We start from the raw sequence: 12254 nt of genomic DNA, 5'->3' as shown, positions 1-12254 counted from the left end.
CCAACGCGCGTTGCGCAATCGCGCCCGTCATCGCGGTACAGCGGCGCCGGCGTCAACCCTTGCGCCGCTTCGCCCTCACATCGACCACCAGCCGCCAATCGGTTGCGGTGGCCGGCTTGACCTCGCCGAGCCAGTGGAAGAAATCCTCGGTGACTTCCGTAAAACTCCAGCGCGTCAGGTCGCCAGCTTCGGTCGTGCCTTCCTGCACGATGTCGGCATCGCGTGGACGGCCGATCTGCTGGCGGAATATGCAGCGGCCGGGATCGAACCATGAAATCCGCCAGGCATCGATGGTCGGATCGTAGACCCGCAGCGTCGTGCCGTACCAATTGCCGGCGATCGGCAAGGCCGGGCTGCCGGCCGGGCGCGGAATGATCCAGACGTCTTGCACGGCGCGGCCCTCCAGCACCCAGCCGAAATGGATTTCGCCGGGCGCGGTGTGTTTCGTTCCATCGGGTCCATGGGCGGTGATCTCGGCGTCCCAATCGCCGACGAAGCGGCCATAAAGCTGGAGTGCCGCCGCGTGCTGGGGGTTCGGTCCGTCCGCGTGCAATAATCTCGCAAAGTCGGTCATGTCGATCTCCCTTTGCGGGAGATCAGCACGACCGGCCGGCAGCCGACTTGGAGAAAATTGCGTCACACCCCGTCGAGGATGATCACCGTCGGCTTCGACGGCAACGCATCTCGGGACATCCGGAAACTTCGTTCCATGCGCCGGTCGATCTCGAACTGCTGGCCGATGCGTTGCATGAAATCGTCGAGCGGGGTGGCGAAGCGGTGCATCGGCAGCACCACCGAGGCGCGCAGCCGCTTGGTGATCTCGGAGACGCCGTCGAGCGACATGGTGTAGGTGCCGTCGATCGGCACCATCACGATGTCGAGCCGCCCGATCTGGGCGAAGTGGCTGTCATCGAGCTTGTGGTGAAGATGGCCGAGATGGCCGATGCAGAGGCCCGCCACCTCGAAGATGAAGATGGAGTTGCCGTCACGGATCATGTCGGCGCCGGCATCGTCGCCGAAATAGCGACGGATGTCGGTCGTGACGTTGCGGATGAAGGTGTCGCCGATGCGCTCCGACACGATGGCCGGCTTGCCGTCCTCGCCCCAGCCATGCAGCACACGAGGAATGCGCTTGTCGGGATATAAAGAGTAGTGCGTGCTGTGGGCCCGGTTCATGGTGACGACATCGGGCAGCCGGCCCACCTGGTAGGCCCCGCTATAGTCGGTGGCGATGCGTAAGCCGCCGGGCGTGTCGATGAAATAGGTGGAATGGCCGGCATAGGTGATCTCGACCTCGGGCGCAGCCGCCGCCTGCCTGAACGCGACCGACATGAGGCGCGGCGCAGCATTCGCCATCGCCAAGCATTCGCTGCGCTGCGACTGCTGGGCGATGGCAGGTGAGAGGAATGCGCCGAACAGCGCCAGAGCGGCCGAAACCAGTCGTCGCATGAATTCATCCCCGATGACTTCAGGGGAAAGTCTAGCTTGCAATGCAGCGCGTGGCCAACAGCGCGCGATCAACAGCGCGTCAGTGTCGCACCGTCACGCCGCCCTATGATTCGCGCCTTTACTACTCCCGCCGCGGGCTGAACTTCCAGGTGAGGGCGACGAGGCTCGCGGTGATCAGGCTGCTGACGAGGCCGACGATGGGCAGCGTGAGCACCAGCGCGGCGCTGGCAGCCCAGCCGATCGAGGAGAACGCCTCGGCAAAGGTCGCAAGCCGCGACGAGGTCTGGCGGCGGCGGAATTGGCTGCGCCGGGCTTGCACCCGGAACCAGAGCTGGATTGCGGTGGCGGAGGCCGCACTGACGATGACCGCACCGGCGCTGACCGCGGCCTGGAACGCCGAGGCGAAAGCGAGCGCCGCGATCAGCGGGCAGAAGATGACGCCGATCGCGATCAGCACCACCTCTATCTTGGCGCGGATGACGCTGGACGGCGGCAATGGCGCGGTCGCAACCAGGTCGGGCGCGTCCTCGCCCGAGAGCGTCAGCCAGGCAAGCCCGCCGGCGAGTTGTCCCGCCGCCATGACGATGACGGGCGTGATCAGCGTCAGCGCCGCGGAGCTGTCGGCAAAGTTGCGCCAGAGCAGCAATGCCGGCGGCACCAGATAGAGCAGCTGCATCAGCGTCTGCGAGATCAGCCAGGGATCGCGCCAGAGCAGCGAAAATTCCTTGCGCCGTAGGGCATGCTGCCGCGATCCGCCGCGGAACGGGCGCTCCTTCGCGCTGCGACGGCCGGACGCGCCATAGGCGGCGGCATCGATCGCCGTGTCCGCAAAGCGGCCCGAGAAGATCGCCATGACGCCTCCGAGCAGCACGAGGCCGAGCGCCAGGAGCAGCAGCAGCGCTTCGGCATCCCCCATCGCCGCCCGCGCCGGCCACCACCAGATGCTGTCGGCATCGGGCGCGTAAGCGGCCAAGCTACCCGAGGTCAGGATGGTGAAGCGCGACAGCGTGCCGTAGGACATGATCGCCGCCACCTGGAGCGCGATCACGAAGCCGGCGCCGATGATGGCGGCGAGGATCTGGGCGACGAACCGTGTCCGCGCCGGACCGATCAGGCGGAACAGCAGGATGGTGACGGCGATCGCGATCGCTGCGGCCGACAGGCCCATCGCGACGACGACGCCGAACGCTGCAAGCCAGCGCGCGCCGCCCCCGAACACCAGCACGTCGATGAAGGGTGTCGAGAACAGCAGCGCCATCACCGTGATGGCGAGCGCGATCGCGGCGATGCGCACCGAGAACAGATTGGCCAGCGTCGCGGGTGAGGACATGATGAGGTCGAGATCGGCGCGTGCGTAGAACACCCGCGTCACCGATTCGATCGCCTGTGACAGCATCAGCGTCCAGGCCAGAAAAATTGTCGCCGAAATCACGATCAGCGAGGATTTGTCGAGCGGCAATTGCAGGTCGGCGAAGCGGCCGATCACCGCCCAGGCCGGGACGTGCAGCAGCGCCGCGAAGAACAGCAGGCCGATCACCGCGGCACGCGTTCGATTGCGCCGCCCGCCGGTCATCATGGCGAGCCATTCGCGCCAGGCGAGCCGGAGCTCGTGGCGGGCGAACCAGGACAGCGCGGTGGCCGAGCTCATGCGGCTTCCTGGAGGGTCACCAGCGCGATGAAGAGATCTTCCAGGCTGGTATCGGCGTGCCCGTTTTGCTGCCGGAGCTCAGTCAGCGTGCCCTCGGCAACCAGGCGGCCGGCTGCGATCACGCCGATGCGGTCGGCCATGCGTTCGGCGACCTCGAGGATATGCGTGGTCATGATGACGGTGCAGCCGGCGCGGACGCGCTCGCTCAGGAGTCCCTTGACATGGCGGGCGGAGACGGCGTCCAGTCCCGTCAGCGGCTCGTCGAGGATGATGAGGCGGGGATCGTGCACCAGGGCGCCGGCGAGGGCGACCTTCTGGCGCATGCCCTTGGAAAAGCCCTCGCAGCGTTCGTGCCGGTGCGGCTCGAGCCCGAGCGAGTTCAGGAGCTCCGCGGCGACCGGTTCCGAGGCCGATGGTGCGATGCCCCACAGACCGGCTACGAACTCGAGATATTCGAGCGGCGTGAGCTTGTCATAGATCATGGGCTCGTCGGAGACCCACGCCATCACCTGCTTGGCGGCGACGGGGTTTTGGAGCGCATCGATGCCGAAGATGGAGACCGAGCCGGCATCGGGCCGCAAAAGGCCTGCAACCATGCGCAAAGTGGTGGTCTTGCCGGCGCCGTTGGGGCCGACCAGCGCATAGAATTCGCCGGCATGGATGGTGAGATCGAGGTTATCGACCGCCAGACGGTCAAAACACTTCGTTAACCCCATGACTTCGAGCGCCGAGTCGTCCCGCTTCATCACGGCCACACCTTGCGGTTTTGCATCGCTCGCGACCATGCCCCGAAGATGTTTCGGCACCGTGAATCGCGCTGCCGCAAATTCCGTCATCCGGATTGGACTAATGGCAAGTCACCGTTTGTTGACAGCGCTTGGCGGTTCAGGCTGAATTGGTGAAGGGACGAATGGCGCGAACGCAGCGAAACGACTGCGTAGCGACTGAACACAAGATGCGGCAAGGCGGTCAGGAAGAACCGCCGGTTGTATCGGGAGGATGCGCGACGATGCTGGATTTCGTTCAGCAGCTGGTCAGCGGTGTTGCGCTCGGCTGCGTCTACGGCCTGATCGCGCTCGGCTTCGTGCTTGTCTACAAAGCCACCGAGGTCGTCAATTTCGCCCAGGGCGATTTGATGATGCTGGGCGGCTTCTTTGCCTTCACCTTCATCGGCATGATGGGGCTGAACTACTGGATCGGCTTTGCCGGTGCGGTGGCGGCGATGGCGCTGTTCGGCATGCTGGCCGAGCGCGTGGTGGTGCGGCCGATCCTCGGCTATCCGCAATTCTCCATCATCATGGCCACCATCGGGCTCGGCTATTTCCTGCGCTCGATCGCAGGCATGATCTGGGGGACCGATGATCTGAAGATCGAGACGCCGTTTAGCCAGGGCGTGCTGCGCATCGGCCCGCTGGTGCTCGCCTACGACAAGCTCTCGGTGATCGCGGCGACCATGATCCTGTGCACGCTGCTCTATCTGTTCTTCAACAAGACCACGCTCGGCACTGCGATGCGCGCCAGTTCCGAGAACATGCTCGCGGCCTATTACATGGGCATTCCGGTCAAGCGCGTGGTGTCGATCGTCTGGGCGATCAGCGCGGCGGTCGCGACCTGCGCCGGCGTGCTGCTGGCGCCGATCACCTTCATCCATTCCAATGTCGGCCTCGTGCTCGGCCTCAAGGCGTTTCCGGCCGCCGTGCTCGGCGGCTTCGGCTCGATCCCCGGCGCCGTGGTCGGCGGCGTCCTGATCGGCGTCATCGAGAGCATGGCGGGCTTCTATCTGGCCGAGGGCTGGAAGGACGTCGCGCCCTACATCGTGCTGCTCGCCGTGCTCTTGCTCAAGCCCGAAGGCCTGTTCGGCCTTCACGTCCGCAAGAAGGTCTGAACGCATGCGCTTCCTGTTCAAGACCGACTACGAGGACGACATCAGGCTGTTTCCGCATTCGGGCTATTACGTCTCATACGGTCTCCTGCTGGCCGTGCTGCTGATCGCGCCCTATGTGCTCTCCAGCTATCTGATGAGCCAGCTCGTCTTCGTCTGCATCTATGCGACCGTCGGCGTGGCGCTGCTGATCCTGACCGGTTTCACCGGGCAGGCCTCGCTCGGGCACGCGGCGTTCCTCGCGATCGGCGCCTACACGGCGGCGTACTTGCAGACGTACAACGTGCCGTTCCCGGTCTACTTCCTCGCCGCAGGCCTTCTGTCCGGTTGCATTGGCGCGTTGGTCGGCTTTCCCGCGCTGCGGCTCCAGGGCATCTACCTCGTCATCGCCACTATCTCCTTCGCCTTGATCGTCGAGGAGATCCTGGCGCGTTGGGAGAGCGTGACCCACGGCAACGAGGGCATGCGGGTGAAGACGCTGTCGCTGCTCGGCGTTGCGGTGCCGCGCGACAGCCCCACTTTCTATTTCCTCTGCCTCGCCGTGCTGGTGCTGACCATCGTCGGTACGCTCAATCTGCTGCGTTCGCCCACCGGGCGCGCCTTCGTCGCGATCCGCGACAGCGAGACCGCTGCGCGCAGCATGGGCGTCAATGTCGCGCTGTACAAGGTGAAGTCCTTTGCGATCTCCGCGGCGATCACCGGCTTCGCCGGCGTGTTGTTTGCGCACAAGCTCTCCTTCATCTCGCCGGAGATGTTCACGCTCCAACTCTCGATCGAGTTCATCATCGTAATCCTGATCGGCGGCACCTTCAGCCTGCACGGCGCGGTGCTGGGGGCAATCTTCATCGTGATGATCGATCCGTTCCTGACCTACCTCAAGGACGACATGCCCGGCATCATCGCCGGCATTGCAGCGACCTTCGGAGCGGGCACGCAAGCCGCAGCCAATGTCCAGTCCAAGGTCGCGGCCTTTGCCTCGCTCAACGGCCTGAAAGGCGCGATCTACGGCATCATCATCGTATTGTTCGTGCTGTTCGAGCCGCTCGGGCTTTACGGCCGCTGGCTCAAGATCAAACTCTTCTTCCAGCTGTTCCCGCTCTACAAGCGCGCCACCTTCAAGCGGCAGAAGATCTACGTGAAGTCGGAGCGCAACCGATGAGCTATTTTCGCGCCGAGAACTTGTCCCTGCATTTCGGTGGGCTGAAGGCCGTCGATGCGGTGTCGTTCGCGGTCGAGAAGGGCGAGATCCTCTCGATCATCGGGCCCAACGGTGCCGGCAAGAGCTCGATTTTCAACCTGATTTCGCGGATCTACCGCCCGACCTCGGGTCGCATCTTCTTCGAAGACCAGGACATCACGGAGCAGCCGCCCCACGACATCGCAAGGCTCGGCATCGCCCGCACGTTCCAGAACATCGAACTGTTCGAGAATGCGACGGTGTTGTCGAACCTGTTGGTCGGCCGCCACCGGCATTCGACCACGCAGCTTTGGCAGGAGCTGTTGTTCCTGCCGGGCGTGCGCGCCGACGAGAAGGTGCATCGCCGCAGGGTCGAACAGGTCATCGAATTCCTCGATCTCGAGCCCTACCGCGACAAGCTGATCTCGGGTCTGCCTTACGGCGTGCGCAAGGTGATCGAGCTGGCCCGCGCGCTGTGCTCGGAGCCGAAGCTGATCCTGCTCGACGAGCCGTCCTCCGGCCTCAACGTGGAGGAGACCGACGACATGTCGTTCTGGATCCGCGACCTGAAGAGCGAGCTCGGCGTCACCGTGCTCATGGTCGAGCACGATATGTCGCTGGTCAACCGCGTCTCCGACCGCGTCATCGCCCTGAACTACGGCCGGGTGCTGGCGATGGGCTCGCCCGCCGAAGTGCAACAGCACCCCGATGTCGTTGCCGCCTATCTGGGAGCCTGACGCGATGGATGCCGTGGTAACACCAGACATCATCCTGAAACTCTCCAACATCGAGAGCTATTACGGGCCGATCATGGCCATCCGCGGCATCTCGCTCGAAGTGCCGCGCGGCCGCATCGTCACGCTGCTGGGCGCCAACGGCGCCGGCAAGACGACGGTGCTGAAGACGATCTCGGGCATTCTCGATCCGCAGAAGGGCGCCATCGAGTTCATGGGCAAGTCGATTCAACGCATGGAGGCGGACAGGATCGTGCGGCTGGGCCTCAGCCACGTGCCGGAGGGACGCGAGGTGTTCCCGTTCCTCTCCGTGCGCGAGAACCTGATGATGGGGGCCTATCCGCGCAAGGATCGTAACGGCGTTGCGGACGATCTGGAGCGCGTCTACGGCTATTTCCCGCGGCTGAAGGAGCGCATCAACCAGCCGGCCGGACAGCTCTCCGGCGGCGAGCAGCAGATGCTCGCGATCGGCCGCGCGCTGATGAACCGGCCGACTCTGTTGCTGCTCGACGAGCCCTCGCTTGGGCTGTCGCCGATCCTGGTGAAGGAAATCTTCGCGATCATCCGGCGCGTCAACGAGGAGCAGGGCATGTCGATCCTGCTGGTCGAGCAGAACGCCAAGGTGGCGCTGGAGACGGCGCATTATGGCTATGTACTGGAGACCGGCCGGATCGTGATGAACGACAGCTGCGACCGCTTGATGCATTCGAAGGACATCCAGGAATTCTACCTTGGCGCCAAGGAAGCGGGCGCACGAGGCGAGCGGCGCTGGAAAAAGAAGAAGACTTGGCGTTAGAGGAAGACTTGGCGTTAAGGGAAGACTTGGCGTTAGAAAAAGCCTTAAATACCAAAGCCCATCCGCCAATATAGACCGCCGGCAAGGCAGGCAGCGGAGGGGAACGCGACAGGGAGGAGACGTGCATGGCCCGACCGGCGGTGCTGACGGTCGCTGACACGATCGCGAAAAGCTTTTTGCGCGCCGCGGAGACGCGGGGCGACAGGCCGGCTATACGCGAGAAGAAATTCGGGATCTGGCAGCCGACCAGCTGGCGCGAATGGCTGGAGATCTCGAAGGAGGTCGCCTACGCGCTGCATGCCATCGGCTTCAGGCCCGGCGACGTTGCTTCCATCATCGCCAACGCCGTGCCGGAATGGGTCCATGTCGACATGGGCATTCTGTGCGCCGGCGGCGTCTCTTCCGGGATCTATCCGACCGATGCCTCATCCCAAGTCGAATATCTCGTCAACGATTCCCGGACGAAGGTGATCTTCGCCGAGGACGAGGAGCAACTCGACAAGATCCTGGCCTGTCGCGCACGCTGCCCGTCTCTGCGAAAGATCATCGTGTTCGACATGGAGGGCCTCAGCGGCTTCTCCGATGAAATGGTGATGTCGCTCGACGAGTTTCGCGCGCTCGGGCGCAACCACATGGCCGGCCGCGAGGCGCTGTGGCAGGAGATGGTCGACAGTCGTAGCGCAAGCGATCTCGCGGTCCTCGTCTATACATCCGGCACCACGGGTCCGCCCAAGGGCGCCATGCACGCCAACCGTAGCGTCACGCACCAGATGCGGCACGCCAACGATTTCATTCCGGCGCGCGAGAACGAGGACCGGCTGATCTTCCTGCCGCTTTGCCACGTCGCCGAACGGATCGGCGGCTATTACATCTCGGTCGCGCTTGGCTCGGTGATGAATTTTGCCGAGAGTCCGGAGACTGTGCCGGACAATCTGCGCGAGGTGCAGCCGACCATCTTCCTCGCGGTGCCGCGGATCTGGGAGAAATTCTATTCCGCGATCACCATCGCGCTGAAGGATGCGACGCGGTTGCAGCAATGGGTCTACCGCCGCGCCATCGACATCGGCTATCGCATGGTCGATTGCAGGATTGAAGGCAAGCCGCCGCCGCTGCCGTTGCGGCTCGCCAACGGCATCGCTTACCGGGTCGTCTTCCGCAACATCCGACGCATGATCGGGCTCGACCGTTGCCGCATCGCCTTCACCGGCGCGGCGCCAATCGCGCCGGAGCTGATCCGCTGGTATCTCGCGCTCGGCATCGACATTCACGAGGTCTACGGCCAGACCGAGAATTGCGGGGTCGCCACCATGATGCCGGCGGAGCGGATCAAGCTCGGCTCGGTAGGCAAGGCGGTTTCCTGGGGCGAAGTCGCGCTGTCACCCGAGGGGGAAATCCTGATCAGGGGCGACTTCCTGTTCATGGGCTACCTGAACCAGCCGGAGAGGACAGCCGAGACCATCGACCATCGCGGTTGGCTGCATACCGGCGACGTCGGCACCATCGACAATGAGGGCTTCGTCCGCATCACCGACCGGATGAAGGACATCATCATCACCTCCGGGGGCAAGAACATCACGCCGTCCGAAATCGAAAATCAACTGAAATTCTCGCCCTACATCTCGGATTCCGTGGTGATCGGCGACAAGCGGCCATACCTCACCTGCCTCGTGATGATCGACCAGGAGAATGTCGAGAAATTCGCGCAGGACCACGACATCCCCTTCACCAATTATGCCAGCCTGTGCCGCGCGGCGGAGATCCAGGACCTGATCTGGCGCGAAATCGAAACGGTCAATGCCAATTTCGCCCGCGTCGAGACCATCAAGAGATTCTATCTGATCGAACGCCAGCTCACCCCGGAGGACGAAGAGCTGACGCCAACCATGAAGCTGAAGCGCGGCTTCGTGAACAAGCGTTATGCCGCCGAGATCGACGCGATGTATCCGGCGCGGGCGGTGGCTTGAACAATCTTGTTTGAATAACAGGGAAGGAGTGAAGGCCCCACCCTTCGCATCATAAGGGCCCCAAGGAGAGGAGACTTCAATGTCGAGATCGTTGAAAACGTTCGGCTTTGCGGCAGGCGCGGTGGTGCTCACCTGTCTGCCTGCCGCGGCGCAGACCAAGGTCACCAATGAGGGCATCTCGGCCTCCGAGATCGTCATCGGCACCCATCAGGATCTGTCGGGGCCGATCAAGGGCTGGGGTGTGCCAGTCTCGAACGGCATGAAGATGGCGGTCGAGGAGATCAACGCCGCCGGCGGCGTCCAGGGGCGGAAGATTCGGCTTGTCGTCGAGGACAGCGGCTACGATCCGAAGAAGGCCGTGCTCGCGTCGCAGAAGTTGATCGAGCGCGACAAGATCTTCGCGATGGTGGGGCCAATGGGCTCGCCGACCGTGCTGGCGGCGCAGGATATCCTGCTCGACGCCGGCGTGCTTCAGCTCTTCCCGCTGACGGCGGCGGAGTTCACGTTCAAGTTCGATCCCGCCAAGCCGCAGGAGCGGCTGAAGTTCAACAATCTGCTGCCCTATGTCGAGAGTACGCGGGCGGCGCTGAAATACATGATGGAGTGGAAGAACTTCAAGAAACCCTGCATCATGCATCAGGACGACGAGTACGGGAAGAACGTGCTCGACGGCTTCAACCAGCAGCTTACTGCCATGAAGGTGCAGCCGGCCTCGATCACGAGCTACAAGCGCGGTGCCTCCGACTTCAGCGCGCAGATCGCCAAGATGAAGTCCGACAGCTGCGACCTCGTTGTGCTCGGCGCTGTGCTCCGTGAGCCCATCGGCGCGATGACGGAAGCCAAGAAGCTCGGCTGGGAGGTCACCTTTCTCGGCGCGACGCCGACCAACGTGATGGAGGTGCCCATGCTCGGCAAGGAGGCGGTCGAAGGCCTCTATGCTGCGTCCGGATTCGAGATTCCCTATGAGGACACCGCAAAGGGCAAGGTGAAGGACTGGCTGGTCAACTACAAGAAGATGTTCAGCACCGATGCCAACACGCAGGCCATCATTGGCTACAATGCGGTGATGACGTTCGCGTTTTACGCCAACAAGGCGGGCAAGGATCTGACCGGCCAGAAGATGCTGGACGCGCTGGAATCGGGCGACAAGTTCCTCGACATCTTCAACTCGCCGCCGACCAAATTCTCCAAGACCGACCACCTCGCCAACACCATCACCCAGGTGCAGCAGGTCAAGGGCGGCCGCTGGGTTCTGGTGAAGGACAATCTGATGTTTTGATTTCTTCGCCTCTTCCCGCATGCGGGGAGAGGCGGGAATTTGCGCAGCAAATTTCCCCGTGAGGGGGCTCTCCGCGAGTCTAACTGTCACCGGATTCGCTGAAGCAGCCGCTCACCCCAACCCTCTCCCTGCGAAGAGCGGGGAGAGGGAGAGCACACAGCCCTACGATCCCCCACCTGCGGTGCCTGAATTCACCGGGGCCAGTTCGTCTTCCCGGCAGCGCCAGCCATCGGCGGCTTTGACAAATGCAAACGTGCGCTGGATCCGCAGGCGGCGTGTGACGTTGAAGGCGTCCGTGGAGCGCTCCTTGTTGCCGACGCCGGGCTGCGGACGACCCGTTCTGGCATCCCAGCAGGTGCCCGTACAGGTCGTGGCGATCTTGCTGCAGGTGGCGAAGGGCGCCAGCACGGCCATCTCGATCTCGCCCGTGACCTGCGCTTCCTGCTCGCCCACCTGGCTGTCGAGTGCGTAGACGCGGTTGATGCGGAGGAAGTTGCCGCAGGAATTGGCCGCGTGGATTCGCGCGGCGCAGAAATCGACGGCATCGGTGTCGGGCGAGTGGGCTGCGACCTGCCGGCCGAACACCTTCTTCGGATCGCCTTTCGCCGTGCCAATCTCGTCAGCCTTGTGCTTCAGATAGCCGGCGAGACAGTCCTCCGCGGACTCGAGCTCCCCGAGCGGCACGTTCTCCTTGCCAACCAGATTGCATTTGCGATCGCGCTCCCGCGTCCACCGGCCGTATTCGGCGAAGGCAAAGCGCGCCGCGGTCGGATCGAGCTTGCCGATCAGGCCGAGAACCTGGCTGTTCAACTCAGTCTCGGCCAGCGCCAGCGACGGGTCCGCACAGATCAGCGCGCCCGCGGCGGTGTTGGCGGCGAGACAGTCGAAATCCGGATCGCGTACGATCGCTGCGCGCTCATCGGTCACCTTAAGAAGACATGCCTTCACCCGGTCGAAATCTTCGGCGCGGATCGCGGTCTGGCCGACGATGCCGCAACCGAGATTGCGCTGGCGGATCCAGATCGCGTTCTCCTCGATCCCGGGCAGGCGATCGGGCAGGCGGGCAAGCCGCGCCTCGATTCCCGTGCTCAGCTTCTCGGCGGCGGCGGCAAGCTCGGCATCACCGCAGAACAATTGATTGCCGGGATCGCGGATCTGCTGGCAGTTGTTCCTGGCGAACAGCGGCAGCCTGTCGGCGACGGAGCGGTCGGACGGGCTGGATTGCGCGAAGCCTGGAGCCGCCGGCAAGGCCAGCAGCGCAAGCATAGTCAGCACGATGAACCGCATTCCAGTCGCCCCCGCATAGCCGCGGGCATGCTAGCGTC

General features: G+C 63.7%; 11 protein-coding genes. 6 read left to right on the top strand and 5 right to left on the bottom strand.

The genetic code is table 11. The annotated features are described in order from the left end of the window. Positions 1-52 precede the first annotated feature (52 nt). The 4 genes from IVB07_RS35495 to IVB07_RS35480 all read right to left on the bottom strand — a co-directional run bounded on the left by IVB07_RS35495 (position 53) and on the right by IVB07_RS35480 (position 3843). Positions 53-574: a hypothetical protein gene (locus tag IVB07_RS35495; RefSeq protein WP_018458181.1), complete on the bottom strand. Its 522-nt coding sequence runs from the start codon at positions 572-574 to the stop codon at positions 53-55. A gap of 62 nt (positions 575-636) precedes the next feature. Next, positions 637-1449 (bottom strand): MBL fold metallo-hydrolase, encoded by an 813-nt coding sequence (locus IVB07_RS35490; RefSeq protein ID WP_018458182.1) that lies wholly within the window; start codon positions 1447-1449, stop codon positions 637-639. 121 nt (positions 1450-1570) lie between these two features. After that, a complete protein-coding gene (locus IVB07_RS35485) occupies positions 1571-3097 on the bottom strand; it encodes a hypothetical protein (protein WP_018458183.1) in 1527 nt (508 codons plus the stop codon). After that, on the bottom strand, positions 3094-3843 hold the full coding sequence (locus IVB07_RS35480; RefSeq protein ID WP_026233520.1) for an ABC transporter ATP-binding protein: 750 nt from the start codon (positions 3841-3843) through the stop codon (positions 3094-3096). The genes IVB07_RS35485 and IVB07_RS35480 overlap by 4 nt, the downstream gene beginning before the upstream one ends. Before the next feature lie 263 nt (positions 3844-4106). On the opposite strand from IVB07_RS35480, the gene IVB07_RS35475 reads away from it, so the two are divergent. The 6 genes from IVB07_RS35475 to IVB07_RS35450 all read left to right on the top strand — a co-directional run bounded on the left by IVB07_RS35475 (position 4107) and on the right by IVB07_RS35450 (position 10929). Continuing rightward, a complete protein-coding gene (locus IVB07_RS35475) occupies positions 4107-4982 on the top strand; it encodes a branched-chain amino acid ABC transporter permease (RefSeq protein WP_018458185.1) in 876 nt (291 codons plus the stop codon). 4 nt (positions 4983-4986) lie between these two features. Then, positions 4987-6138, top strand: coding sequence for a branched-chain amino acid ABC transporter permease (locus IVB07_RS35470; protein WP_018458186.1), 1152 nt, complete (start codon positions 4987-4989; stop codon positions 6136-6138). Then, the gene (locus IVB07_RS35465) at positions 6135-6893 is read left to right on the top strand and encodes an ABC transporter ATP-binding protein (protein WP_018458187.1); all 759 of its coding nucleotides are present in this window, start codon (positions 6135-6137) and stop codon (positions 6891-6893) included. Before IVB07_RS35470 ends, IVB07_RS35465 begins: the two co-directional genes overlap by 4 nt. A 4-nt stretch (positions 6894-6897) precedes the next feature. After that, entirely contained in the window at positions 6898-7686 is a 789-nt protein-coding gene (locus IVB07_RS35460; RefSeq protein WP_018458188.1) for an ABC transporter ATP-binding protein, read from the top strand. Positions 7687-7811: 125 nt separating this feature from the next. Further along, entirely contained in the window at positions 7812-9650 is a 1839-nt protein-coding gene (locus IVB07_RS35455; protein ID WP_018458189.1) for an AMP-dependent synthetase/ligase, read from the top strand. Between the two features lie 79 nt (positions 9651-9729). Further along, entirely contained in the window at positions 9730-10929 is a 1200-nt protein-coding gene (locus tag IVB07_RS35450; protein ID WP_026233521.1) for an ABC transporter substrate-binding protein, read from the top strand. 162 nt (positions 10930-11091) lie between these two features. On the opposite strand, the gene IVB07_RS35445 is transcribed toward IVB07_RS35450, so the two are convergent. After that, on the bottom strand, positions 11092-12216 hold the full coding sequence (locus IVB07_RS35445; RefSeq protein WP_018458191.1) for a lysozyme inhibitor LprI family protein: 1125 nt from the start codon (positions 12214-12216) through the stop codon (positions 11092-11094). Positions 12217-12254: the final 38 nt, after the last annotated feature.

Origin of the sequence: Bradyrhizobium sp. 172, assembly GCF_023101065.1 — a bacterium.
GTDB lineage: Bacteria > Pseudomonadota > Alphaproteobacteria > Rhizobiales > Xanthobacteraceae > Bradyrhizobium > Bradyrhizobium canariense_D.
The sequence above is the reverse complement of the archived record's forward strand: the minus strand, read 5'-3'. Positions and strand labels throughout refer to the sequence as shown.

What these genes read in the sequence shown, in the direction of transcription:
- IVB07_RS35495 (WP_018458181.1), bottom strand. Translation starts at nt 574, where the DNA reads ATGACCGACTTTGCGAGATTATTGCACGCGGACGGACCGAACCCCCAG.
- IVB07_RS35490 (WP_018458182.1), bottom strand. Translation starts at nt 1,449, where the DNA reads ATGCGACGACTGGTTTCGGCCGCTCTGGCGCTGTTCGGCGCATTCCTC.
- IVB07_RS35485 (WP_018458183.1), bottom strand. Translation starts at nt 3,097, where the DNA reads ATGAGCTCGGCCACCGCGCTGTCCTGGTTCGCCCGCCACGAGCTCCGG.
- IVB07_RS35480 (WP_026233520.1), bottom strand. Translation starts at nt 3,843, where the DNA reads ATGAAGCGGGACGACTCGGCGCTCGAAGTCATGGGGTTAACGAAGTGT.
- IVB07_RS35475 (WP_018458185.1), top strand. Translation starts at nt 4,107, where the DNA reads ATGCTGGATTTCGTTCAGCAGCTGGTCAGCGGTGTTGCGCTCGGCTGC.
- IVB07_RS35470 (WP_018458186.1), top strand. Translation starts at nt 4,987, where the DNA reads ATGCGCTTCCTGTTCAAGACCGACTACGAGGACGACATCAGGCTGTTT.
- IVB07_RS35465 (WP_018458187.1), top strand. Translation starts at nt 6,135, where the DNA reads ATGAGCTATTTTCGCGCCGAGAACTTGTCCCTGCATTTCGGTGGGCTG.
- IVB07_RS35460 (WP_018458188.1), top strand. Translation starts at nt 6,898, where the DNA reads ATGGATGCCGTGGTAACACCAGACATCATCCTGAAACTCTCCAACATC.
- IVB07_RS35455 (WP_018458189.1), top strand. Translation starts at nt 7,812, where the DNA reads ATGGCCCGACCGGCGGTGCTGACGGTCGCTGACACGATCGCGAAAAGC.
- IVB07_RS35450 (WP_026233521.1), top strand. Translation starts at nt 9,730, where the DNA reads ATGTCGAGATCGTTGAAAACGTTCGGCTTTGCGGCAGGCGCGGTGGTG.
- IVB07_RS35445 (WP_018458191.1), bottom strand. Translation starts at nt 12,216, where the DNA reads ATGCGGTTCATCGTGCTGACTATGCTTGCGCTGCTGGCCTTGCCGGCG.